Source organism: Cupriavidus pinatubonensis (assembly GCF_019602855.1).
Classification (GTDB): Bacteria; Pseudomonadota; Gammaproteobacteria; order Burkholderiales; family Burkholderiaceae; genus Cupriavidus; species Cupriavidus pinatubonensis.
The window spans coordinates 92446-117160 of sequence record NZ_CP080768.1 but is presented as its reverse complement, the minus strand read 5'-3'; the positions used below and the strand labels follow the sequence as shown (position 1 = coordinate 117160).

Genomic DNA, 24715 nt, shown 5'->3' with positions numbered 1-24715 from the left:
GACGATGTAAAGGCGGATGGCCGAAAATGGCCGATCTCGGCCGTAGGAGACTAATCTTGCCCCTCATCTGGCGGCGGAGCAAACCTCGCAAAGAACTCGTCGAGTTGCTCGACCGTCAACTCGCCCTGGCCGATCGTGTTGGGCGTGACCTGCGCCGCAAGTATCTGCTGCATCGTATGCGCTGACGCCGCCGGCGTTGGGCTACCAAGCTCGGCCTCGACGTTCACCAGTTCGGACATTGCCTCGTCGGAGAGGCCCACGACAGTGGAATCCGCCGAGCGGGGGTGATGGGCCATGCCTTGCGCCGCGAGGACCGAGTCAGCAATCCAGCGGGGCGAGCCCGGCGGCTGTCGCAGCGATTCGCTCGCTTCGCTGTCCAGGATCGCGTCAAGCTGCTGGTCCGGGGTCATATCTGCTGGGTCGACCAGGTCATCCAGCCCACTTGGCCAGCCCGATGGGGCACCGGTTGCAGACGGCGAGTGGACTTCGTCCTCCTCATCAAACTGTAGATCCGGCGGCGGCGCGAAGACAAATTCCTCGCGCACATGGGAGACCGGCGGCGGGCCGAGTACTTCCGCGATAGGGCGGCGCATGAGCGCAAGCGGATCAGGCAAACCGTGCTCATCGAGCACGCCGGCGACGGTGTCAAATGCACCTTCAGTCGCGAGCACCGCGGCAAAGTGAGTCACCGGCGTGCGGCCGACGGCAGCATGACCTTCACCGAGCAATTCGTCCTGGGAGATCGCGTCATCTGCGGACTGCGCGGCGCTGGCGGGGGCGGCACCAGGAAGCCCTGGCTCGGCGTACCCGACGGGGAAGGTCCCGCCCAAACCCAGCGCGTGTTTGGCCGCCAAGTACAGCACAATGCCGCGCTCCATCGGAGCGATCCCTCTGTCCACGGTATCGAGCCCTTTTGCGACCTTGCCGAGGGTTTGGAAGAGCGGCAGCACCGGCTCCGACGTTGCAGAAGCCACGTGCGAAAGGGCGGGTACCTGCCGCACATAGCGCAGATAGTCGAGCATGCGCTGGTGCACGTCGATGGATCCGCCAGTGCTCGTCGTGCGAATCGGCATGCAGAGTGCGGCGACGTCATCGTCGGTGGATGGGGCAACCTGGAGGAAGCGGTTGATGTGGAACTTCTGATTGTTGAGCTTATTGAGCCAGCTCCCCATATAGAAGGAGCTGATGCGCCGTGTTACCCCGAGCGCGTTCATGACCCCTTGCCCAGGCTTCATGCTCTGCATCTCGTTGAACGACACCCGCTCGATTTCAGTGATTGAGGCGTTTTCTTCGCGGCGGAAGTTCTGGCCGACCTGCTCGAACCGGTTGTAGACACTCACGTAGGCCTTGCCGACGATCTCGCGCACGAGCTCCCAGGTCTTCTTGGGATCGTCGATCTTCATGAAGACCTTGTTCACGGTATTGCCGAGCATGGCGCCGGCTTCAGCCGCGCGGCTGCCTTCCGTGAGCTTCTCAAGGTCCTGGGTGGCGGCCATGAGCGACAAGCCCAGGCTTCGCGCCTGGGCGAACATCACCGCGATACCGTCGGCGAAGTAATAGCCCAGTTCGTCGAGCGCAGCAATGTAGGGGTAGGGTGCGTTCGTCGCCTTCGAATCGAGCAGCTCCTCTCGCGTTCCCTCCAGCTCTGAACCGAGGTTCTTGGCCATCATCACGCGCAGGCATGCAATGGTCAGCTTCCCGAGGTTCTCTGCCTCCTGACTGGACTTCTCAAGGGAGGGAATAAGCAGGAAGAGGATGCGGTTATGGAGCGCCACGTCGATCATGTCGATCTCGGAGAACGCGGACCGGAAGATATAGCCGTAGGTCTTGTCGAGCAGGTTCAGCACCGGCATCAACTGGCCGGTTCGGTAAGCGTGCTGCTCGTACGCGACGTTGTCCTGGTCGTTCGAAGGGGCACGGCCACCGGGGCGAGCAGGCCCGCCGCCTGCGGCTGCCGGGTCGGCAATCCGGTTGTTCTTCTTCAGGAGTTTCTCGACCTGGTAGGCCGGGCAGCCCGAGTCCAGATAGTTCTTGATGCCGACATAGCCGTACGACCAGGATTGGTCCGCACGTTCCTGTGCTTCGTCATAGCCCTCGAGGTAAAGCTCCTCGATCTTGGGCAGGGCCAGGTAGTCGATGATCATACCGACCGACAAGGCGGTACCCTGGGTATCGCGCTTGTAGCAGAGAGCGGTAATCACGGCACGCCATAGGGCAAGCGCCTTCTCCTGCCAGGCCTTGCCATCGCCTTCTGCCTTCGGCAGCAGGTTCGCCCCCATCTGGATGATGGTGTCGGCATCGGCCCCAGAAAACGGGTTGATCTTGTTTGTGCGCCGGCGGCGAGACCGGGCAACCTGCTGGGGAGTCTTCCCGCCCAGCAGGAAGTTCAGCACCAGGAATGAGTCGTCCCGCCCGAAAGCGCGCGCCATGGTGTAGCCGTCGGCGGGAAGCTTGTTGTCTGCCTTGCCGTCCGCGGCGAAGAACCCGCTTCCCCAACAGAGCGCGTTATAGAAGATGCCCTTCAACGTCTCCGATTTGCCAGAGCCGGTCGACCCAAGGATTAGCCAGTGCTTGCGGAGGTCGTCGTCACTCAGCCAGCACTGCTTGAACTTCTCGAACGGCGAGTCGGACCTGACGTCGCCAATCAGCAAGATGCCGTCGCCCCTCTTGCCTTCCGGATCCGTCGTGCCATTGGAGGCCGGATATCGGTAGGGGAGGACGCTCTTCAGGCTCATGACGCCCCAATGCGCCAGCAGGAATGCCGGGGCTACCAGGGGCAGCAGCACGGGAGCCGAGCTGCAGAGATACACGGTCGGTCCGGCGACGAACAGGAAATTCGAAGGCTTCGACAGCCACTCTTGGGCCCGCTCGCCCCACGGGCGCACGTCGGCTATTCGCCGGCTGATGGGAACTTCGTGATGGGATTCGATGAACTTCGTCACGGCGCTTGATAGAGGTGGTTGCGAACGACGGCGAGCGGGCCGGCTTATGCGTCCCGCAGAACGTGTTGGCAGACGGCGATAGCGCCGAGGAACACAGCCGCGGCATGATCGCGGCCTTTGGGTGAGCCGATCAATTGGCCGATCAGGGAAAGGTCTGAGTCGGGGGTGTCGCCTGCGGCGATACCGGTGACGGACCAGTCGATCAACGCCGCTCTCCATGTCACGAGGATCGGGGCCGCCGTCCCACCACTCGGATGTGCGCTTTCGCGGATCCTGGCCAAGCTAGGCCCCATGGCCTCGGCTAAGGCTTTGACTGCGGGTGCACCCCCAGGCGAGCGGCCCGCAGCGAACGAGATAGCGTCGCCCGCGACTTCCAATAGGATTGCTGTGATCTCCCCGGCGTCGCCCTGTGTGACTGCGGACACGACCTTCTGCGTGGCGCTGGGCACAAGGAAGCGATCAATCCCGATTCCTCGGGCCCCCTTCAGCACTGCGTCTGTGAGACGCTCGAGCTCGATTGTCATTGGCGGGTCTCGTTTTGCTTAAGGAACGCGGTGAGGGTCTCGGCCGTATCGCCGCCGGCCGCAACGACGCCGTTCGGGGCAATGATGGTCGGGGTGCCGGTGAGCCGCAGATAATGGAAGAAGAGGTTGCCGGCATTGACTTTGGTCGTGCCCTCCTTACAGGCCTGCGACTTCGCGGCGAGCGATTCATCACCGGCCAGGGTCTTCTTCCACGAAGCGACTGGGTCCTTGCTGCACTGGATACCGATGGCCAGGTCTTCCCCGCCGGTCTGGAAGCCGACCGGAATGACGATCGGCTTGTATCGGGCGGGGACTTGCGTCCAGATCGGCTCCAGAGCGCGGCACGCCGCGCAGGCTGGATCCGCCAGCACATAGAAGGGCACCTCGCCGCTGCGCAGCTGAATGCCAACTTTCTCGCCCATTGCCTTGAGGTTGCCCATGTCAACGTCATTGAGCCGATTGCCTGTCACGTCCATGTCGTTCTCGGTGCCAGACGGAGCGATCGGGGCCAACTGGGATAGGGGCTGAGGAAATCCTGGCGACGCTAGAACTGCGCCCGAGGCGATGTCTGGTTGCGGCGCTGGCTCGCTGCGCTGGGGTTGGGATCGATGTCCCATCGCAAAGACCAGGCCCGCTACAAGAATGCCGCCGGCGGCAAACCCGCCTATGGTCAGGCGTTTGTACCGGCTGAATCGGCTGAATCGGGCCAGACGATGGACAGGGTCGACCTGCGCGGCCGGCGTCTCGGGCGGTTTGCCGGGGCGCAGGGCAGCCGGGATCTTTTCCGAAAGCTCTCGCTGGACCTCCAAGGCCGCCTCGCGGCTGGGGGCATCGAGTCGAACGCGGCTGATTGGTGCTCCTGTCATCGGACACACCAGCGAGAGGTCAACAATATAGCGCCGACTCCCCGACGAAAGCGCACTTGCCTCCTCAACCGAGACGCAGTATCCGTTGGCAAACGCCGTGGCCGGGATAGCCGCTGTGGTCGCGCCGCCGTCGGCGACAACGGCGGAAATGGAAAGGATGTCTACGGCGCTGGGTGCAGTCGCCGGCAGCAGGGTAACTTGAACGGTCGAGCGTTGGTTCTGGTTCATGGGAGATTCGGTGGTCGGTCTGTGCTTAGTTGTCGCCGGCGGGCGGCGGTGGCGGCGCGGTGTTGATAGCCGCAAAGGCATCAAGGATGGCGTTGTTGGATGTGCGCCAGGTATCGGTCTTCTGCCACCAGTCTTCGTTCTCGTCGGCGCTCGTCCGCCAGGTTTCCCATTCTTCGGTCAGTCCCTGATGAACATACTTCGACAGCACGATGTGCTCGAAGGTATTGGTGTCCTCCCGCCGACGGATGGGCAGATACCCGAGGCGGGCGCAACGGACTTCGAACTCGGCCTGGCTGAAGGCAATGGCCCCTTCGGTATGAGGTGTCTCCCGCCCCTCGGAGTCGAGCACGTAGAACATCACCCTGTCAGTGGGCTTGAGCCAGATGAACGACCACGGTCCGAACTTGCCGTTGCGTCGTGCCTGCTTCAGCAGGCCAAAGAGGAATGTGTATTCCCAGTGGTGAATCTTGGCCAGATTGCGTGCGAGTGGATGCGCCCTCCATTTCTCGAAGGTTTCGATGGCGAGCGGAATCCCCAGGTTAGCCATACCAGATGGGGAGCCGAACGCCGAGAGGTTCAGCGCGTCATAAAGGCGGCGGCTTTCCGTGCGTCCAGATGGGCCGCCAAACGCGTACGGGGCCATGATGGCAAAGATGACCTTGCCGGGATCCGAGAGCCGGTCGGGGAACACCACCTCGTCGGGTTTGCGCTTCATGTCGCGTATCAAGTTGACGATCTGCCGACCGAGAAAGCGCTTTTGCACGATCATTTCCCCGCCCAGCTCGATCCCGCGCTCAGCCTGTAGATGTCGCTCGAGGCGATCGGCGTGGATGGTCAGCTGGCTATCCCGGTCCGCGTTGGGGTCGTCCAGCCGGTCGGACGCTTCGTCCATGACTAATAGTGGCTTGCCGCCGACGCGCGCGGCGCGCAAGAACTCGTCCGGGAACGTCTGGCGTCGCCAACCAGGCAGCCGGTCGTCGATCAGTGCCTTCTGGATCTTTACCACCGGCGCGATGTCTGTGAAGACCGAAATCATGTCTTCAGCTAGCTGCTCTGGTGTCAGCTTCTTGTTCAGGCGTGACCGCTCGACCTTGCGGACCTGACGCAGGAAGAGAAGCGCCGCCACGCCGAAAAAGGCGAAGGCTGAAGGGCGCAGTGCAACGTTGCAGTAGCTGATCCAGTCCAGCAGCCCAATCCGGTTCGGGTATGACCGATAAAGGGTATAGGTGGCATTGAGGTCCGCGGGAATCGAGCCGACGACCGTGCGCGGCAGCCAGTGGTACGGGGCGGCGAGGAGATCGAGGACGGGGGTGAAGTAGTAGACGACCAGATGTGAGCCGACCATCCAGATCAATCCACCGAAGATGGCGATTGTCCCGACGATCAGCAGCGCCCAGGAAAGAACGCCGTCTTCGTCCTTCTTTGGCTGTGTCATCAGAAGGCCCCGCGTGCGAGGATGCCCTGGTACGCGCCCCAGACCTTCCGGATATAGATCTCCTGAAACTTCGCGGTCGGGGAGTGGTACTTACCAACGGCGCACCAAATATCGGCCGCGCCCGACCGGCGGCACCAGTCCCATTCAGACCGCAGTGCGTAGCTTTGAGCCATCAGGGCCTGGCACATGTTGGTCAGAAGCTCGCTCTTGGGGATGCCGAAGCGCTCGACCATGGTGCGCCCCCACGAACGGCTGTTCACCTGCGCGGGTCCCCAATCCTCGCTACCATCTTTGTTCTTGCCGACAACACCAATTTGACCGCCGGACTCGACTTTCATGATGGCCAGCAGAGCTACAGCCGGAACGTCGTACCGAGCTGCTGCGTCTGCAACGCATTGGGCGGGGATGTGCGCCGGCAACTGGATCTCGCGCTGTGCTCCCGCTGGGGTTTGTGCATGTACGTTTGTCAGGGCGGCCAGTAGCAGCCCGAAGCCCGCGAGCGGGGATTTCAAGGGGAAGGGGATCTTCACTTGAGAAATAGCAGGGAGAAGAAGTCGGGACGCGCGAGGAAGGCGCGGAACGTGATCAGGGCACGCAGGTCGATTTGGGACTGGAAGAGGGCGTACTGGATCATGCGCGCGGCACAGATCACTGCGCCAAGGCCAAACCCGAATACGCCAACCAGGAACCCCACAATGCCTGGAAAAAACCAGATGACGCCAAGCGTCAGGCACAGTAGCGCCCAGGTAGTGGCGAGCATCGCCCACTTGGCGCGAACTACCGCGCGCCGCTGCTCGATCAACTGCTCTGGTGTCCATTGATTGCGAACGAACAACGCTTCGAACGCAGCACGCTCGTCGTCTGCATCGATGATGGGCGCCGCAGCTGCCTGCGCCCTCAGATCCTGGAGTTGTTGGTAGGCAGACTTAACGCGCTTGCCTGCCTTGATCGACTCCGAGGCAAGACGGATATACGGCGTGGCGAAGACCTTCGCCAGTGAGCTTGCGATGCCCATCAGAGTTCTCCGGTTTCACCGCCAGGCGGCAAGGTGCGCTCATCCCGGATGGCCGCTGCCAGCCTTGCCAGGCTATTGGGATTGAAGAGGGCGGCCCACGAGCGGCTGCTTGTCACGTGCTCGCGCATGGCAGCAAGCTCGGACACCTCGATGATCAGCTTGGGGTCGATTTCCTGGAACGCCCGCGCGGCCTCGAGGAGAAGATCGCCAGACAGTCGCTTAAGTAGCGCATTGACCTGCTCCAAAGCGTGGCTGCGGGCTGGCTCCGGCTGGCTCACAATCTGTGGAAGACCGGCAACCAGCTTGCGCAGCGCTGAGCGCTCGATCTGCGCACGGCCGAGGGGACTCTGGGTGCCGTAGAGCACGCTGGCCACGCCATCGGCGAACAATCCATGGATTTCACGCTCGACACCGCTCATAGAACCGCATCGTCCTTTCAATAATATTGCACGGCGATATAGTACTACGAAATAAAGGAGCGGAGGACAGGGGGCGGGGTAGAGGCGGCCACGCTGCGAGACCGCCGAGCCGAAAAACTGCCATCTATGAGCAGGAGTGGGTCATTCCCGGGTGCGGGCGGCGAGGTACGCCGAATCGGAGATTTCCCCGCGCGCGAGCAGTCGGGCCGCGGCGGCAGCCTCCCTGCTGCGACGAATCTCGCCCGCAATCGCGCCACTGGCTTCAAGTACACGCTCATAGGAGCGGCGCTCCTGATCAGTGCATTGGGACGGCGCAGCTTTTCCGGCCGCAATCGCGGCATCGAGGCGGGCGAGGAACTCCCGCTCGACCATATCCGGACCAGCGCCGGCCGCGAAAACGGAATTGACATTCATCCGGGCGCGGCCCGCCTCACCAGGCAGGCGCATGGCTGCGTTCAGAAGGCGTTCGCCCGCCGGCGGGATTGCCGGCAAAGCTACCGGCTTTGCCGCGGGAGCACGAGGCGGGCGCGCCAGTGCCGGGTTCGGACTTTCGATCCCCTCAATCCGCGTCATTCGCGCCCTCAAGTCCGCCGCAAGGGGGCTCGAGGGATCAAGCTTCTCGATTGCCCGGGCGGCGCGCTGAAGGAGGCTGCGCTTGCCAGCCTCGTCGGCGGCGTCTGCCTGTTCGGCCAGTAGCTTGCTCAGAGCCTCCCCAATCCCCAGGTGATGCTCTTCCCTGAAAGCCGCTGGACCATGGGCACGAACGTATTCATCGGGATCCAGATCATCGGGTAACAGGAGAAACTGGAACCGATTGGCGTCAGCATAAGGAATGACCAACAGCAGCGCACGCAGCATGGCCTTGCGCCCCGCCGCGTCCCCGTCCATGACAAAGAGTACGTCCCGGGTGTGGGCCAGAATCTGCTCGATCTGGCTTTCGGTGACGGCGGTGCCCATACATGCCACAGCGTTCTTGACGCCCTTTCCGGCCAGGGAAAGCACGTCCATGTAGCCTTCGACTACGCAGGCACGCTGGACGGCGCGAATGGCGCTAGCCGCCTCATAAAGTCCGTAGACAACCTCGCCCTTATGAAAGATTCCGGTCTCTGGCGTGTTGAGATACTTTGGGCCATCGTCGCCAGGTAGGACGCGGCCGCCGAACGCGATTGGCCGGCCCTCCTTGTCCCGGACGCCGAAAATCACCCTCTTCCTGAAGAAGTCCCAGCGGGTATTTCGCTCGGGGGTGATCTTCTCCTTTGAGAGACCGGCGGCGATCAAGTCGGTATTTCTCGCATAGTCGTTACCAAACGCGCCCTTCAGAAAGCCAAATTCGTCCGGAGCGAAGCCAATGACGTACCGGCGTGCAATCTCCGGCGTAATCCCGCGGCTTTCCAGGTACGCGATGGCCTCGGGAGAGCGTACGAGCGCTGCGATGTATGCATCAGCGGCAATCCGGGTCACCTGATACAGGTTCTCAACCGGCGCCACTGGCAGGGCAGAGGCTTCATTCGGCTTGGGCCTAACCACCGGTGTCGGCCGGGGCATCAACTGTGGCGCGTCTCCGGCGTGCGGGAACGGGATGCCGGCTCGCTCGGCAAGCATTTGCACGGCTTTCGGGAAAGGCAAGCCGTAAGTGAGCTGCGCCCACTTAACCGCGTTACCCCCGGCTCCGCAGCCGAAGCAATTGAAGAACCCTTTTTCCGATGAGACCGAGAGGGAGGCTGTGCCGTCATTGTGGAACGGGCACTTGCCCATGACCGTCGTCCCGCTGCGCCGTAGGTCGACAGACTCCGATACTAGGTCTTCGAGGTCGACGGCCTCATTGACACTGTTGATAAAGGCGTCGGTAAGGCGTGGCCGGGGCTCAAAACGAGGGCCGGGCTTGCGGGCGGAGAAGCTCATGGCTGCCAAGCTTAATATTGTGTATTGCCATACTACCACGCAAGATGAGCATGGAACCTTGACACTTGCCAGACCTGTTATTAAATTGCGAACCAACATACTAAACAGAAATAAAAGGGCCAGACGCCCGATTATTTTGGGACCACCCCGATGAGCACCAATCCGGATCCGTCCGCGCTCCAGCAGTTACGCCATCAGCTTGTCGCAAGACTCGACCGGCTGCCCCAGCGCGACGCCATTGAACTGTCCGATGCCAACGCGTGGATCGACTATGTGATCGCGAACATGCCACACGAGGCGTCGTGGCACATGGCCAGAGCCGGAGGCATTGGCGGCAGCGAGATCGGCGGACTGGTGCGCAACTACCTTGGCCACCGCGCAGATTTCATGTTCAGCGCGCACGACTGGGCGATGGAGAAGCTTCTCAAAAGGCCTCCGACCCCTACAACTCCGGCGATGCTTCGTGGCAAAGAGTACGAGAACACCCACCGCGGTCGGTTCTACGAGCAGCTCGGGACGGATCGCGATGCGGTTGCGTATAAAAAGCTGTCGAACGCCAAGGGCACACGGCCTTGGATGCGATATTCGCCGGATGACCTGGTAGTCCTGCCGCGCCAGGCGATGCAGACCGCAGCGGGGGAGGTCATGGTCCAGGGCCGCTACCTTACCGATTACAAGGCGCCGACCTCGGTCGACGATTCCGAATCTGTCTCCTTCCAGTACACCGCGCAACTGCACCAGGGCGCCATCCTCTGCGCCGAGCAGGATATTCAGATCAACGGCGCGATCCTCTCCCAGTTTGACTGGGCCAACTGGCGGCTGCGTAACGACTTTGTGCCGATCCGGCCTGAGCTATGTGACCTGATCCGGGAAGCGGGCGACCACTATTGGGGGTGCGTGTTGCGCGGGGAAGTTCCGGCCTATATCCGAACCGCGCGCATGCAGATCGAGGATGCGCAGCGCGAGGCGTGGGCACCGCACGCGGCCCGGATCGCGCGCCAGTTGGCGCTATCGAAAGCGCTTGAAAGCGCGGCGGAGGCGGAGCGCAAGCGCCTTTTGGGAGGACTGGAGCTCAATGCCCGCCGTTTCGGCGGCGAGCGGCTGGTGTTCCCTGGTGACTTGGCTGTCACCGCAAGCGCATCGGTCAGCATCGAGAAGGCCCGCGAGCTGCTTGGCGAGGCGGTGATGGCCACTTGCACCAAGAAGTCGAGCGGAAAGCCGAAATACGACACGGAGAAGATGCTGGCCTTCCTGACCGAGCAGGGCATCGGGCTGGACCAGTTCATCGTGCCGTCGTACGACAGCTCAAAGATCTACCAAGCGCTGGCCGAGCATGGCCATGACGCTGATGCCGTGGAAACCGAGACCATCAAGTTTGCTGCGGACAAGAACCTCAAGGCGCAGGCGGAAGCCTGGGTCGAATCGAACTTTGCCCCGCTCGCTGCGCCGCAGGAGAGCGAGGGTGAGGAAGACGACGGGCAGTCGGAGCACGAGGCGCCCGCCATCCCACGCGAGCGCGCCTAACCGGCCGGTCGATCTCTACAAGCCCATCAGAAATCTCTAAAGGAACAGATCATGGCATTTACCCAACGCGGGCCGGGTCAAGGCAAGGTGACTTTTGCCGAGATCAACGCCAAAGAAGGCATCATGAAAGTGAACACCGGCGAGCGTGATCAGTCGACCGGTAAGACCATCTACCAGGTGGTCGATACGATTGAAGGCCAGATCAACGGCTTTCAGATCCGCGACCAGCCGAGCAACAACCCGCAGTACAAGGATAAGACGGTCGCAACGATCTACTTCGCGGACAACACCGCAGTCAGCTTTTCGCTGAAGTCCGGTGGCGACGCTACGTATTTTGGCGCGCGCTTGGTTGCAAAGCTGCTCGGCTCTGATCTTGGTCGGCCGCTGTCGATCACTCCGGGACTTACCAAGGCGGGCGAAAAGATCGGCGACAACCTCGTTAAGTCCGATATGGCCTGGGTGAGCGTAAAGCAGGACGGCGAACCCGTGGCGCCGAACTATGGCGTGGACGGTAACGGTGCCCCGATGCAGGGTCTTCCCGCCGCGCCTTTCCTGAAGCTCGCGAACGGTGGCGATTCCAACCAGCGTGACTACTCCGCACTGAATGAATGGGTCAACGGCGCGACTGCATACCTGCAGGAGACTGTTACCCAGATGCGGGAGGCTGCGAAACAGCCTGACCAGCATGAAGCGCAGGCTGGGACACCGGAGGAAGACTTCATCGATCCGGACGAAATTGCCCGTGCTGCTCAGCAACGCGAAGCTGCTTAATCCTCCTCTCAGGGCGCAGTGACCACACAGCGCCCATTGGGCCTGGCGCCTCACGGCGCTGGGCCCTTTTCCCTTAATAAGTAGTCCATCGGTCTCCGGTGCACGGAGTCCTAACCTTGCATCGGAGTGAGCGATGTCCGCCACGACCAAGTGGATCGACCTGAATGACCCCGTTGGCGTACGCCTTCGTGTTGCCTCCCTGGAGAACCGGCTGCTGTATGTCATTACGGGCATCAAACCCGGAACGCGGCTGTTCACCCGGGTCATCGAAGAACTGAAGTTCCGCTCGAGCCCGACTGGCGCGTATCTAATCCGGCCGTTCCAAGACGGAGAGCAGGCGCGTCCGAGTGAGTTCCGATCCATCTGGCCAGGCGCTGCGACGCGCGTCATGACCCGCAGCGAGTTCTTCATCGATCTCGATGCAGCCCGCCGCTCTCGGGCGAACCGGGAAGAGGCAGCCAGCCAGCAGCGAGAGCAGGAAGCCGACGAGCTCGCGCGTCTGGTCGCGTCCGGGCTGTTCCTGGGCCGCAACGCCGACGGCGCACGGATCTTCGAGGACATTACCGGCCGCTCCCTAGTCACCGACGGCGGCGCAATGATGCGGGAGGGCGCGGGTATGGCCCCGACTTCCTTCCTGCGCGCCTCGACCGAGCGTGACCTTATCGCCTGTGCGCAGGGCTTCCTGCGCGAGGTCAGCCTCGGGGAGATCCAGCGGGAGGCTGACTTCCACCGCTTCGTGCGGGCAACGTTCCCGGATGTGCCTGCGGATGTCGCCAGCATGCGTATGGCCTGGAGCGCTATCGAGGCAGCATTTGTCGAGCACCTCATGCGCGAGCACGACAGTGCCGCTGCGGCCTGGGGCGATGCCGTTCATATCTACGAGTCGATGCCCGGTGGATCGATCACGCGGGAGGTAGGCGCGGCTCCAGTGCCAATGCCGGTCGCGTTGGCTGCGCAGCGCCTTCTTGGCGTTGGGGCAGCGCAAGAGGGGGCTTCGGAACCCAGCGTGCTCATTCCCTCGGCTGGGAATGGTGCTGCCTTTGCCTGCTACCCGGAAGGCGTGAAGATTCTCGCGGTTCGGTCGGAATCGGGCAGTGCGCTTGCCGAGGCTAACATCCACTGGAATCTGGGCGTGACGTGGGCGGATAGCGTGGACCCGCAGGCGCGCCACGATGGCATTCTCGCCCATAACGTGGACTGGCAGGCCGGCGCCCGGGGCGAGGGGGTCGCATCGCCGGCGGTGCTGGCAGCGGGCCTGTTGCCTGGCGCGCGCGCTGTTCTGACCCTCGACGCCGGCGAGATGCAATCCGACACGGGGCGCCTCGCGCCGGAGATGAGGCAGTACCTGGCCTCCCTTGAGGCCGTGGGTACGATCGAGTACGCCTTCGACGTCTCGCGCGCGCTAACCCAAGCCGGCGGCGCCCCGAACGGTACTCGGGTGCTTGTTTTCCGTAATCGGCCGCGACGCGCCGAGGACCAGAGCTATGCGGAAGCCGATAAGTTGCCGGTCTGCTTCGACTGGGACGGCGTCAAGACGATCGTCGACGAGACGCTCACTCTGCGCGAGAACGCGACTGAGATCGAGGTCGACCCGGACGAGCCGATCAAGGTCGGCGACCTGCGAGAGGAGAACCGTTACCAGCGCCCGTACGCTGCCTTCTCCCGTACCGGGTCTGGTAGCACTATGGTGCCAAAGAACCTGCAGGCGTCGCTGAGCTATGCACTCGCAAAGCTGGAGGAGGAGCGCGGCCAGATCGATGAGTTTGTCGCTCACGAGCTGGGCATGGGCTACGAGACCCTGCCCGAGCGATTCTCGCCCGAACAGATCGACGCCATTTCGCTGATGATCAACCGTGTTCAGCAGGGCCGCGGCGCGATTCTTGGAGACGAAACCGGGATTGGTAAGGGCCGCAGCCTCAGCGCGCTGGCCGCGTGGGCGAACAAGCAGGGGCGCCCGGTGATCTTCTTCACCGACCGAGCCAACCTGTTCTCCGATCTCGCCCGCGACTTGATCGATATTGAGGAGTGGGGCCGCTTCCGCCCGTTCATTACCAATCAGGACGGGCAGATCCTGGACATTGCAGGTGAGGGCCAAGTGCTCGCAGAGCCTGTGCCGGCGGCAAGAATGAAGGCGGTTTTGGCTGAGAACCTTTCCCCCGAGCAAATCGGGGCGAACATCATTTTCACGACCTACTCGCAGGTCAACTCCAAGGATTCCCCCAAGGGTGACTGGCTGCTTAACCACTGCCAGGACGCGCTGGTCTTCTTCGATGAGGCCCACGTGGCTGCGGGCTCGGACTCGAATACTGCCGAGCGCGTGCACCAGATTGCAGAAAGCGCCTGGGGCGTCGTCTACTCGTCCGCAACTTGGGCCAAGGCCGCAAAGAACCTTCATATCTACTCGCGGGCGTTCCCGGAATCTGTGAATATTCAACAGGTTACCGACGCCATGAACCGCGGCGGCGAGGAGTTCGGCGAGGTGTTCTCGGCGATGCTGGCCCGCGATGGCGGCTTCATCCGTCGCGAGCACGACTTGTCGAAGATCGACTTCGTCGTGGAAGTCGACTCGCTGCGCACGGACCGCAATACAGCGGTCGCCGGCCAGGTATCGGAGATCCTTGGAATGATGGCCATGGTCTCCGGGGAAATCGACCACCTGCTGCAGCGTGCAAACTCGCATACCAAATCGCTGTTGCTCGCTGCGCAGGCAGCGCGAGAGCAGATTCGGAAGGCAGAAGCCGCTGAGGAAAAGCGGGAGATCGAGGCAATTGACGCGATCGAGCTGCAGATTGCGCGGTGGGACGCGACCGCTTCCAGTACGCTTTCACAGCGCACGGCCGCGCAGGCTGAGCTGGCTAGCCTGATTGCCGTTCGGGGGCCAGCCGACCCTCCGTCGCAAGAGGAGTTGGCTGTCTCGGAGCGAATTGACCAGTCCGTGACCGCACTGGAGACTGCCGAAGCCACGTTGACAGGCCTGCGGGCCGAACTGGCGCAGGCGAAGGCGGCCGCCCGAGCCAATGCCCGCACGCGCGTGGGCCGTGCCCGCCAAAGCGCTACCCAGGCCGCCGGCCGCCTCTTCGCCTCACGATTCGGGACCGGCGGGGCGATTTATCAGGCGATGCGCCGCACGCTGGCTGCGCTTTCGACCGACCATGCCATCGAACGTGCCCTGAAGGCTATTGAGGCGGGCCGCCGGCCGGTGATCGTGTTCGAGGATACCGGCGAAGCGATGGTGCGGCAGCTTATTGAGGAAGAAACGCTGCGCATGCAGCGGGCAGCTCAGAACGCCACGCAGGACGACACCGGCCACGACGCCGAGCTCGTCAATCAGGCGACGCAGATGCTCGACGAACGGATCCGTGCGCAATCGCAGGTGGATGCCATCCGCATGCCCACCCTGCGTGACCTGATGAAGGCGCTCGTGAGTCGGCTTGGCGCCATCCGGGCGGTGGACGTTAGTGCGGACGGTGAGGACGGCCGGGCCGACGACGATGCTGACCGCCTCGGTGGCTTGGCCATTGCCGATGTTCCGGGCGTCACAGCAGAACAGGTGGCGGCATACCGCACGGGCATTGAGCAGATCATCGAGAGGATCGCCGCGTTGCCGGAAATGCCGATCATGCCAGCGGACGTGATCAGGGTCGGCTTGGAGCAGGCTGGGCAGCGCGTGGGGGAAATCTCCGGTCGCGGGCTGCAACTCACGCCGATCGATGCCTCCCGGCCGGCCGGCCTGGCGAAGATCAGCAAGCGCGCCCGCAAGAAGACCGACATCATGCGCACGGTCCGGGACTTCAACTGGGGTAACCTGGACGTGTTGACCATCAACCGGGCGGCCGCCACGGGTTTGTCCCTGCATGCGTCGCCGCGCTTTGGCAATACTCAGCAGCGCGAACTGATTGAATTCCAGATCCCGGAGAACCCTACCGAGCGGATTCAGCTGTTCGGCCGGGTCAACCGCTTCGACCAGGTAGTGGCGCCGCAGATCACTATTCTGACCACCGGTCTCTATGGCGAGATGCGTACGCTGATGATGCAGAACCGCAAGCTTGCGGGTCTGTCGGCGAACATCCGCTCGTCGCGCGACAACGCCGCCTTGATTGAGGAGGTACCGGACCTGCTGAACCGGTTGGGAGACGAGGTGTGCCGCGATTACCTGCTCGAGAACCCCGGTGTGGCAGGGCGGATGTCCATCGAGTTGCGCAGCGCCCAGGACGCCGCGGGCCTGGCCAACAAAGTCACGCAGCGCATCGCGCTACTGGCACCGCGCGACCAGAAGAAGGTCTACGATGACCTGTACATGGCCTACGACGACGCCGTGATCCAGAATGAGATCGCCGGCGAGAGTTCCGGCATCAAGGACAACGACTGGCGCGCTCGTACCGAGCGCGAGGTTCTGGCTTGGGGGACGGACCAGAATCTCGAGCTCCTGAGCGCATTCGACGGTCCGGTCTACTTGCGCGACGTGGCATACGAGAAGGATTACCAGCCGCTGCAGTGGGAGCAGCTGGAAGCGCGCATTGCTGATCAGATCGAGAGGCTCAAGGACTCGGACCGAACCGGTCGGGTGCCGGTTCGAGGCGTCGTGCGTTCTATGACCGCGCCAATGCTGCGCACACTTGATCGGGAAGCCTCCGCGGCCGCCCCGGAGCGGGCAGAGCAGTTCGCCCGCGCGATCTTCGAAGAGATCATCGACGCGATTCCTGCCGATGCCATCCCCGGCACCGAGGAGGAGGCTTCGGGCAAGCTGAAAGGGCTGGCGGCGATTGGCGGCAAGATGCTGACATTCGGCGCGCGCGTACCCGGCAGTGAAATGGAGTTGCGCTTGATGGCGCTGATGTCCCGCTCTGGGGAAACAGCGACAATCTGGCACTCCAACCCCGAGGCCGCCCAGATGGAGGGCAAGCCGGCCGGCATGCAGTGGCGGATCAACGTGAAAGCCGCAGTGCTGAGCGACGGCGAGGCGTGCGCGGGGGCCCTGCGCAAGCTCAACACTTGGAACGCCGAGGACATGCCGAGCGACGCGTGGTGGGTGGAGCGCTTCCGCCGTGAATGGGGCACCGATCCCAAGTTCGAGGCGCTCACCTTCATGCCCGCAGCGCGCAAGGCGGCCGAAGTCCTTGAGGCGAAAAAGCTGATTGGTCTCGCGCAGACAAACTTTGGCACGATCGAGGAGGCCCTGGCCGACGGGGAGCACAACGCAGTCAAAGAATCCCATCAGCGCAAGCTGTTTGCCGAGACGGTGCTACCGCACCTGACCCCGGGTACCCAGATCTGGGTCCGGGAAGAGGAGGGGAGCAAGTTTGCCCACTTCTTCGCCGACCGCCGGATGGTGATCGTGGGTGTCGACATGCCGCCGCCCAACGAAGAGAGCATGCTGTCGAAGTGGCGCTTCCACCTGGCCAGCCCTGGCGAGGAGAAGCCGGTGATCCTTTCCGCCTCGCACTTGCTCCGGCGTGCCGGAGCCGCGCCTGAGTTCCCGCGCATCCACATCGACGGCAGCCTGTTCAGTCGCTCTAAACGGTTCGAGCTGAAGGATGCGGCACGGCGCTTCAACGACTTCGAGCCAGGCCCGGTGCGTATGACGAGGTCGCTGCTTGTCGGCAACCTTTTCCAGGCGGCTGAGTGGGCAGCGGCTACCAAGAAAGGCACGGCTATTACCTACACGGATGAAACCGGGCAGCGCCACCGGGCGATCTCCATTCATAAACGCGGGTGGGGCGGGGAATCTGAATTCAGCGTCCTGTCGATGCCTCTGCGCCTGCACCAGAAGGGCATGATCGTCAATTTCATTGAGGCTGCTGTCAGCGGCCGGGGCGACCCCGACCACGTCGATTCCGGGCGGGTATATGCCCACGTCTCGTTCAAATCCGCTCTATCGACCGGTCAAGTCGGGGCCAAGAACGAGAACTGGTTCAATATCGATCTGAACAACAACCGAATCGAGATGGACCTGGACAAGTCCGAAAAGGCCAAGTTCGTGAAAACGATGCGCCAAGCCATCGAGCGGGACCAGAAGGCCTGGGCGGTCACCCATCCCGACCAACCATATCCGATCAACCTGGCGCTTTCTGCTACCAAAACCGGCAAGTCGGAGAGCCGAACCGTGATGTATATCGGCCTTCCGGAAACGTGGGAAGGTCGTGAGCGGCTGATCAACGCGATGGTGAAAAGCCAGGGTTTGCAGCTCTACGTGTCGCGCCGTAACCGGGGCTCATACCGCACGGCACGGCTGGCCGAGCAGCGCTATTACGAGCAACTGATCGGCCCACTGGCGGACGAGCGCGCGGCACGCGTCGCGGAACAGGAGGAGCGCAGGGCGCAGGTCCGGCAGCTGCTGGCCACGAGCGCACAGGCCGAGGCCCCAGCGCAGGAGATCGAGGTGCACCAAGTGGCCGCAGGCGCAGTAATTGATGTCGTGGGAGAGCCGGACCGATCCGACGCCATTGGCGACGCGCTCGAAGAGCAGTCGCGAATTACCGCTTCATCGCGCGAGCTTGGCTAACTCTTTATCGTGTGAGGTAGAATATAGAAACGAAATAAAAAGGAAGCAACGTTGAGAATCGAGCGCCTATGGATCCCCGAGAAGCCGAGTGTCGGGAAGGACATCGTGCAGGCCCTGGTCAGGACAAAGCGCGCGAAGGTTCTCAACGCCAAGTCGGCGGCGGCGGACGGATACTTTGCCCTGGATAGCGGCGACGTCATCTGCCCGCTCTTCGGCCACATGCTGACGATGTTGCCGCCTGCTTCGTACCTGACCAAAGAGCAGAACGCCGGGAACTACTTCGATTTCCTTCCGCTCGTCCCGCAGCCATTCAAGTTTGCGCCAAAGCCAGACGTGGATGCAAAGGGAAAGGAGCATCCACCGAAGCGGTTCAATCTGATAGGCGAACTGTCCAAGAAGGCGGGCCAGATCGTCAATGCATGCGATATCGACCGGGAAGGCCAGCTCATCTTTGATGAGATGTTCATGTACTGGGGCCTCGATCCCGCGGGCCACAAATTCCTGCGCGCCAAGATCACCTCGAAGGCCGAGACCGATCTTGACCGGTCTGTCACGGCTTTGGAAAGGAACGGCGCGGAGCATTGGGTTCGCCAACGGATGGCCGCCACCGCTCGCCAAATCATGGACTGGCTGCTGGGAATGAACGGATCAATGGCCTACCAACAGCTCACTGGGGTCAAGACCATGTCGGTCGGGCGTGTCCAATCTCCGGTCCTCGCCATGGTGGTGCTCCGCGACCTGGCGATTCAGACGTTCAAGCCTCAGACCTACTATGTTCCCGTCGTGCAGCTGGCCGATGGGACGACCCTGCGCTGGGAGAAGCGCAAGGATGCCGCAGGTACTGCCGGATTCGACTCAGCGGGCCGTCTGATCGACAAGGCCCTGGCCGCTGGCCTGGTGGGCGCAATCAAAGCCGGAGCGAGGGGCACCGTCGCCGTGGCAGCCACCACGGTCGAGCGGGAAAATCCCCCCCTGCCGTTCTCAATGGGCCGATTGCAAGCGACTGCGTCCAAACAGCATGGACTCTCGGTCGAACAGGTCACCAAGGCTGCCCAGAATCTCTATGAGAAGCACAAGGCGATTACCTATGTGGGCACCGACTGCGAGTATCTCCCGAGCGCGATGCACGCCGATGCCGGCAAGGTAATCGGGCAACTGGCCTCCCTCTTTTCTGGTAAGTGTGCAAAGGCGGACCCGGCACGCAAGTCGCGGGCGTTCAACGATGAGAAGGTGGACGAGCACTTTGCAATCATCCCAACCGGCTTGGTGCCTGCGCTGTCGGACGCCGAGTATGCGGAGCGTGCAGTCTACGAGACGATCGTGCTCCGGTACCTCGCCCAGTTCTACCCGGCGTATGAGTACGAAAAGACTAGCCTTGTGGTGATGTTTGGACCGGATGAGTTCCGTGCCTCGGCGCGCCGTGACCTAGTGCTCGGTTGGCGTGAGTTGGAGCGGCCGGAAGCCACAGAGGCAGAGGGAGGGCCCGCCGATGGCGGCCACCGCGAGTTACCGAAGCTCGAAGTCGGAAAGCAAATCGCGGCCACGGGCGTCACGCTCGAAACCGGCCAGACCAAGCCCCCGGCCCGCTACGACGAGGCCAGCTTGATGGACGACATGATCTCGGCCTACAAGTTTGCCAAGAACGATCGCGACCGGGAGTTGCTCAAGGAGACACAAGGAATCGGAACTTCACGCACGCGTGGTCCCATTCTTGCGGGCCTGCTCAAGCGTGGATTTCTGCTGTCGACCAAGAAGGGGAAGCGGTACGAGATCACCTCCACCCCATTCGGTAAAGAGACCATCGGTCGCCTGCCGCCGTGGCTGACCGACGTCGCGACGACCGCCAAGTGGGAACTAATGCTTAGTGCCATCGCGCGCGGTGAGGCTGACATGCAAAGTGTCATCGATTCCCAGGTCCAGTATGTAAAGACTGTGATCGAGCGGGCCAGGATGCAAGTCTCGCCAAGGACAACAGCGGCGAACGAAAAAGGCGCCGGGACCGCGAAGCGGGCGGCGTAAGTCGGGTACCTACCCATAACGACCACAAACTTTGGAGAAACCTGTGCAACAGAACAGCAACCCGGCACGCCCCGCGGAAGGGCGAGCAAAGAGCCTGTTGAACGATCTGCTGTCATCAATGGACGGGCGGCCACAGGATCGAGCCATGTTCACAGCACTCTTCGTCGAGGGGAAGACTTCGGCCGAAGTGCGGACCGACATGAACCTCACAGAGCAAGAGTACCAGGACCGGCACCTGGCGATGATGCGCCGCTTTCGCAGCGGCAGACAAATAGCGGCGTAATAGGAGACAACGAAATGAAAGCCGCAATTCGGAAGGCCTACGCTCTTGATACGCCGCCAGAGAGTGAAGGGACCGGTCCTGACGCTTGGAACGTCGAAGGCGCCGCTCGCTTCGCCAATCGCCTGCTGTGGTCTGCTCTGGTAGACATCGTGGCAGTCGAAAAGGCAATTGCCGCCAATCAGCCCGTTTCGCCAGAAAAGCAGGAGCTGGCCGTCGACTCTCGCGTGTGGATTGGTGGCGCAGAAGATTGCCCAGTGACCTTTGACACCTGTGTCGAGCTACTGTTCTCGTCCGAGATTCCGGATCTGGCCGACAAGTTGCGGATCGCGATCGAGGCGGATCCGGCCCGTGTTCTGGCTCTCGTCGAAGAAGCTATGCGCGAAGCGGAATATGAGTCGACGGTCTATCGGTTCATGCAGCGCGGCCCGGGCGAGCAACAGGCCGCGCCACTGGAGGAGTACCGCGTGCAGGCCACCGGCATTGTGGAGCGCACCTCCATCGCGGAGACCGCGGCCGCAGCGATGTTGGTCGAAGTTCCCGCGCTTCCGGTTCAGAGTGCAGTTGCAGTTAGAGCGCTGGCCGGGGGCCAATATCTGCTGCCGCTGTTCGACGACCCGGACGAGCTGGACCAGCTTGTCAGTGCGTATGACAGCCGGTCAGCGCGGTATGAACGCGCGCGAGGGATGTGACATGGCAGCGGTCGGCCTGGCTAATCCAGAAGATGTGCTACCCATGCAGCGGCACTGTCCCTTTCGCTTGCTTGCCCGATATTCCGAGCGCCAATCTGTTCGATTCCATATCGGGGGAGCCGAAATTCCGGCGGCGGCTGTGTTTCAGCCCGAAGCATTCGGTCCCGTGATCGCCATTGAGGCTGAGCGGGTGTGGCGGCGGATGGAAGGAGGTTACGGCCATGGTGCGTCCCTGGGGATCACACTGAGTGCTGACACAGAGGCGATGTTCGGGGTCAACGCTACGTTTCCAGTCATCGGCACAGATGTCGCCTCGACGATGCGGATTCTCGCAATTATTGAAGGGGCCACACGGGTGCTCGGCCTGGCCGCCGGCGCTGACCTCGACCTTGCAAAGCATATCGAGGCATTTGATCAGATTGACTGGTATGCGGACGGCTTGCCGTCCATCCCGCTCCCGGAAGACTTCAACCCGGACTTCCGGCGCGAAGCGAACCTGCCCCGCACTGAGAAGGAAAGCCACCATGCCAACCCCAACGAACACCAGCGTACCTGAAGGTGAGGGCCGCGGTCGCCTTGGTATCGCCTCCTCGGCGATCGTCAAGATGGCAAGGCGCGGCCTCGTTCCGACGGGAATGCCGTCTGCGGACCTGGCCACGGCGACCGGTGCTACGCTAGGTAGCGGGCTGGCCGCGAACGCCCCTGCCGCGCCTGTCGTACGCGTGAAGGGGAGATCTACGGCGGAGGCGCTGCCGGCGCTCGCCAAGGACAGGTATGCACCAAAGGCGACTCCGTTCGGGGCAAGCGTGCTGCCGCGCAAGGAACTGCAGATTACGGCGGCCGCCGCCAAGGGCCTCACCCAGCTCGCCGCCGCAGTGTCCCTAGACCCAGGCAGTGGGCCAGAAGTGCCGCGCGAAGTGCGCGTCGCTGCGCTGAATCAGCTTGTGGAGGGCGCGCACTTGACCGCCGACAAGCTGGCGCGCACGCTGGTTGGCCCGAAAGGAAAGATCCCTGACTACCTTCGCGCACGATTGCTGCAGCAGGCTTGCTTCTACATTCATGAGCAATGGTCCAAGACTGGAAAGTTTGACGCGCAATCGCTCCTGGCCCTGAGCGATGACATCTTCAATGGGTTTGTGCCGGCGATCGATCAGCAGGTCATCGACCTGTTCCACCACGCAGCCGACTACCGGAAGGTGGATGAGCGAGAAGTGGCACGGAGCCGCTTGCAAGTGTCTGCGACCAAGGCGGTTTGGTCACTCCTCGACGATGTGAAGACCGTCAAGATTTCCAAGTGGGACACAAACGCCGAGCCGGATGCCGTGTTTTCCTTCGGACGTCCGCCGGAGGACGTCGCATCTGATCTTCTCACGGGCGTGCTTAAGATCGTCAACGAGAACAAGGTGGAAGTCCCCGACGTGGATATGGCCACCTCGTGGATGCAAGGCGCCATGGGGCGCGCGGCGACGCTGGTCGGAGCCGAATACCGATTGCTGACGTCCAGGATCTTGGACAACGCCCACCGAAATGAGCTCCTTAGCCAGCAGGCCCTGGCTTCTGCAACATCCCTGTATCCGGCACTGATTGAGAAGGCGGCGGTGCGAGCTCGAAACGTATTTGTAAAAGTCGAGACGGAAGCAATGAACAAGCTCGATGTTCAGCTGTTCAAGGAGTTCGTGAAAGACGCTGCCTCGACCAGGCAAACAACCAGAAGCCCTGCGCCAGCGGGTACATCAAATGCGCGTGCAGATAGCGAATCCAACCAAGAAAATGAAAATCTCAACAATCAGCCGGATCAGGCACAACGTCCGTCGTTTAGTTTTCGTCAGCGTGGCTAGTTTGGCAGTCGCCGGGGCTGCTGCTCATGCGGATATCGCCGACCAGTCGTGTGCTGATCTGGAAACGGCGAGGCAGACCGGCATCAACCGTGAGACGAGCAGGATTGACGCGTCCGATCAAAAGGTATCGGATTCGAGCCAAGCGGCACAGAAGTGCATGCTGGACTTCGGCATTGGGTCTGGCGCCAGCATCGGCGCTGGATCGACTATCGATGGGATCCTGAACGGGCTCGTGAAGAATCTGCAGTCTTCGGCCTGCGGCGCCCTTTCGAGCCGCAGTGTCCCGGACATTACACAGGTGGCGAAGAATGCCGGAACGCAGGCAACGAGCGCTGCGACGTCCGCAGTCAATTCCGCCGCAACGTCTGCCACGCAGACTGCCGCATCCTCAACCGGTCTTTGGGATCGGCTGAGCAGCGTACTTGGCCTCTAAGGGAGCTCAGGATGAAGTTCGTAAAAGCTTCTGAGGCAACCAAAGTTGGTGTCGCCGCGGCCTTGATGGCTGCGGCGAGCTCTGCTTCGGCCGTAATGGTTTGCAGCGTCGACGTTGCTGGAAAGATGCAGATCCTGGATCGGATCGACGCAAGCAGGGACTATGTGACTGATCGCATCGACACGATGCGCTCCGATGTCGTGAAGGCCATCGGCGAGCAAGGCAAGCTCCTCGCCACACAGGCAGCGAAGGCCGCTGATCAGGTGAGCACCACGACCCGTGGCACGACGAGCGAAACAGAGCGTAATCGTACGCAAAACCGTTACCCTGCAACGCAATGCGGGGTCACCTCGACCGCGAAGGCGGGGGGAGGCGGCGGCGGCTCGTCAGCGGGAACCGGCGTGGGTGAGGGGACGGGCGGGGCCCCATCAGCAAAGAATACCTACACGCCGCGACAGATTACGGCCGCAGAGGTCGCTCGCAAGGAACAGTTGCCACCGTCTGACCCGAACAAGCAGGCGGCGGACATCGGTATTGGCTCTTGCGGCACCTTCGCCGGTGGCGGCTCCATCGGCGACCAGGTGCGCCGCTTCCTCTGCCGAGGCGCGGGTGTCAGTCCCTCGAACAGGAATCGCTTTATCGACGCCGATATCCGCGCGGATACTCTCTTTGACGGGCCGCAGCAACTGGGTGCCGAGAAGCGCCGCTTGACGATTGACCCGGTTGGCGACGAGGGTGAGGCACTCTCCGCGTATCTGAACAACGTGGGCGATCCTTTGCCTCCGCGCATGGTTGGGGCGGAAGAGCTGAAGACTCCGACCGGCCAGGCCTACCTGGGCCTGAAGAACATCTATGAAGCGAGGATGTCGCTGGCGAAGAAGCCGGCCAATGACTATGGCGCATGGTTGCTTGCCCGTTCCGGAAACAAGGCCGCGGCGCAGCAGATGACCAAAGACGCGGATACCGGTGCGTGGGTCCAGAAGTACCTGGACACGAACTTCCCGGCTTGGACGTCCAAGGGTGTCTCGGATGCAGACCTTTTGAACCTCGAGGTGGAGAAGCGGGTTGGCAATGAAGATTGGTACAAGCTGATGACCGCCGGCGGGCCAGAGATTCAGGCGCGCGAACACCTCTATGTCGCGGCACTCGGTCAGCGGATTGCCTTCCTCGCGCTCCAGGAGCAGAAGCGGACAAACGTTCTCCTTGGCCAGATCTCTGCCGGGTTGTTGCAGCAAAACCTGCGGCCGGTGCTTCAGGGCTACCTGAACAGCTTGAAGTCCAGCGCCGCGGCGAACCGATAGTCGCATCACTCATCACAACCAAAG

The 24715-nt window shown here is 62.3% G+C and carries 18 protein-coding genes; 10 read left to right on the top strand and 8 right to left on the bottom strand.

Annotated elements, in window-relative coordinates; translation table 11 throughout:
- Positions 1-50: 50 nt before the first annotated feature.
- From K2O51_RS31310 to dnaG, 8 genes are all read right to left on the bottom strand, one after another.
- A complete protein-coding gene (locus K2O51_RS31310; protein ID WP_220631903.1) occupies positions 51-2942 on the bottom strand; it encodes a TraM recognition domain-containing protein in 2892 nt (963 codons plus the stop codon).
- A 44-nt stretch (positions 2943-2986) separates the two neighbouring features.
- Positions 2987-3466: a hypothetical protein gene (locus K2O51_RS31305; RefSeq protein WP_220631902.1), complete on the bottom strand. Its 480-nt coding sequence runs from the start codon at positions 3464-3466 to the stop codon at positions 2987-2989.
- A complete protein-coding gene (locus K2O51_RS31300; protein WP_220631901.1) occupies positions 3463-4560 on the bottom strand; it encodes a thioredoxin domain-containing protein in 1098 nt (365 codons plus the stop codon). Before K2O51_RS31300 ends, K2O51_RS31305 begins: the two co-directional genes overlap by 4 nt.
- Before the next feature lie 25 nt (positions 4561-4585).
- Positions 4586-5995, bottom strand: coding sequence for a secretion/conjugation apparatus DotM-related subunit (locus K2O51_RS31295; protein ID WP_220631900.1), 1410 nt, complete (start codon positions 5993-5995; stop codon positions 4586-4588).
- Positions 5995-6525: a lytic transglycosylase domain-containing protein gene (locus K2O51_RS31290; protein WP_220631899.1), complete on the bottom strand. Its 531-nt coding sequence runs from the start codon at positions 6523-6525 to the stop codon at positions 5995-5997. Before K2O51_RS31290 ends, K2O51_RS31295 begins: the two co-directional genes overlap by 1 nt.
- Complete coding sequence (locus K2O51_RS31285) at positions 6522-7010, bottom strand: hypothetical protein (RefSeq protein WP_220631898.1); 489 nt, start codon at positions 7008-7010, stop codon at positions 6522-6524. The genes K2O51_RS31290 and K2O51_RS31285 overlap by 4 nt, the downstream gene beginning before the upstream one ends.
- Positions 7010-7429: a hypothetical protein gene (locus K2O51_RS31280; protein WP_220631897.1), complete on the bottom strand. Its 420-nt coding sequence runs from the start codon at positions 7427-7429 to the stop codon at positions 7010-7012. Before K2O51_RS31280 ends, K2O51_RS31285 begins: the two co-directional genes overlap by 1 nt.
- 141 nt (positions 7430-7570) lie before the next feature.
- Positions 7571-9331 carry a DNA primase gene (dnaG, locus tag K2O51_RS31275; protein WP_220631896.1) on the bottom strand — a complete coding sequence of 587 codons (1761 nt, stop codon included), beginning with the start codon at positions 9329-9331 and terminating at the stop codon, positions 7571-7573.
- 150 nt (positions 9332-9481) lie between these two features.
- Here dnaG and K2O51_RS31270 point away from each other — a divergent pair, with 150 nt between their 5' ends.
- The 10 genes from K2O51_RS31270 (at position 9482) to K2O51_RS31225 (ending at position 24691) form a co-directional block, all read left to right on the top strand.
- Entirely contained in the window at positions 9482-10855 is a 1374-nt protein-coding gene (locus K2O51_RS31270) for a hypothetical protein (protein WP_220631895.1), read from the top strand.
- A 51-nt stretch (positions 10856-10906) separates the two neighbouring features.
- Complete coding sequence (locus K2O51_RS31265; RefSeq protein ID WP_220631894.1) at positions 10907-11626, top strand: hypothetical protein; 720 nt, start codon at positions 10907-10909, stop codon at positions 11624-11626.
- A 133-nt stretch (positions 11627-11759) separates the two neighbouring features.
- Positions 11760-18128: a strawberry notch C-terminal domain-containing protein gene (locus tag K2O51_RS31260; RefSeq protein WP_220631893.1), complete on the top strand. Its 6369-nt coding sequence runs from the start codon at positions 11760-11762 to the stop codon at positions 18126-18128.
- 51 nt (positions 18129-18179) lie between these two features.
- Complete coding sequence (locus K2O51_RS31255) at positions 18180-20147, top strand: DNA topoisomerase (RefSeq protein ID WP_220631892.1); 1968 nt, start codon at positions 18180-18182, stop codon at positions 20145-20147.
- A 43-nt stretch (positions 20148-20190) separates the two neighbouring features.
- On the top strand, positions 20191-20430 hold the full coding sequence (locus K2O51_RS31250) for a hypothetical protein (RefSeq protein ID WP_220631891.1): 240 nt from the start codon (positions 20191-20193) through the stop codon (positions 20428-20430).
- 14 nt (positions 20431-20444) lie between these two features.
- Positions 20445-21119, top strand: a complete 675-nt coding sequence (locus tag K2O51_RS31245) for a hypothetical protein (RefSeq protein WP_220631890.1) — start codon at positions 20445-20447, stop codon at positions 21117-21119.
- A 1-nt stretch (position 21120) separates the two neighbouring features.
- On the top strand, positions 21121-21675 hold the full coding sequence (locus K2O51_RS31240) for a hypothetical protein (protein ID WP_220631889.1): 555 nt from the start codon (positions 21121-21123) through the stop codon (positions 21673-21675).
- Positions 21644-22957, top strand: a complete 1314-nt coding sequence (locus tag K2O51_RS31235) for a hypothetical protein (protein ID WP_220631888.1) — start codon at positions 21644-21646, stop codon at positions 22955-22957. The genes K2O51_RS31240 and K2O51_RS31235 overlap by 32 nt, the downstream gene beginning before the upstream one ends.
- Positions 22857-23390, top strand: coding sequence for a hypothetical protein (locus K2O51_RS31230; RefSeq protein WP_220631887.1), 534 nt, complete (start codon positions 22857-22859; stop codon positions 23388-23390). The genes K2O51_RS31235 and K2O51_RS31230 overlap by 101 nt, the downstream gene beginning before the upstream one ends.
- 11 nt (positions 23391-23401) lie before the next feature.
- Positions 23402-24691: a hypothetical protein gene (locus K2O51_RS31225; RefSeq protein ID WP_220631886.1), complete on the top strand. Its 1290-nt coding sequence runs from the start codon at positions 23402-23404 to the stop codon at positions 24689-24691.
- Positions 24692-24715: the final 24 nt, after the last annotated feature.

Excerpts from the sequence above, each read along its gene's own strand:
- K2O51_RS31305 (WP_220631902.1), bottom strand. The coding sequence starts at position 3,466 with ATGACAATCGAGCTCGAGCGTCTCACAGACGCAGTGCTGAAGGGGGCC.
- K2O51_RS31300 (WP_220631901.1), bottom strand. The coding sequence starts at position 4,560 with ATGAACCAGAACCAACGCTCGACCGTTCAAGTTACCCTGCTGCCGGCG.
- K2O51_RS31295 (WP_220631900.1), bottom strand. The coding sequence starts at position 5,995 with ATGACACAGCCAAAGAAGGACGAAGACGGCGTTCTTTCCTGGGCGCTG.
- K2O51_RS31285 (WP_220631898.1), bottom strand. The coding sequence starts at position 7,010 with ATGGGCATCGCAAGCTCACTGGCGAAGGTCTTCGCCACGCCGTATATC.
- K2O51_RS31280 (WP_220631897.1), bottom strand. The coding sequence starts at position 7,429 with ATGAGCGGTGTCGAGCGTGAAATCCATGGATTGTTCGCCGATGGCGTG.
- dnaG (WP_220631896.1), bottom strand. The coding sequence starts at position 9,331 with ATGAGCTTCTCCGCCCGCAAGCCCGGCCCTCGTTTTGAGCCCCGGCCA.
- K2O51_RS31270 (WP_220631895.1), top strand. The coding sequence starts at position 9,482 with ATGAGCACCAATCCGGATCCGTCCGCGCTCCAGCAGTTACGCCATCAG.
- K2O51_RS31265 (WP_220631894.1), top strand. The coding sequence starts at position 10,907 with ATGGCATTTACCCAACGCGGGCCGGGTCAAGGCAAGGTGACTTTTGCC.
- K2O51_RS31260 (WP_220631893.1), top strand. The coding sequence starts at position 11,760 with ATGTCCGCCACGACCAAGTGGATCGACCTGAATGACCCCGTTGGCGTA.
- K2O51_RS31245 (WP_220631890.1), top strand. The coding sequence starts at position 20,445 with ATGAAAGCCGCAATTCGGAAGGCCTACGCTCTTGATACGCCGCCAGAG.
- K2O51_RS31240 (WP_220631889.1), top strand. The coding sequence starts at position 21,121 with ATGGCAGCGGTCGGCCTGGCTAATCCAGAAGATGTGCTACCCATGCAG.
- K2O51_RS31235 (WP_220631888.1), top strand. The coding sequence starts at position 21,644 with ATGCCAACCCCAACGAACACCAGCGTACCTGAAGGTGAGGGCCGCGGT.
- K2O51_RS31230 (WP_220631887.1), top strand. The coding sequence starts at position 22,857 with ATGCGCGTGCAGATAGCGAATCCAACCAAGAAAATGAAAATCTCAACA.
- K2O51_RS31225 (WP_220631886.1), top strand. The coding sequence starts at position 23,402 with ATGAAGTTCGTAAAAGCTTCTGAGGCAACCAAAGTTGGTGTCGCCGCG.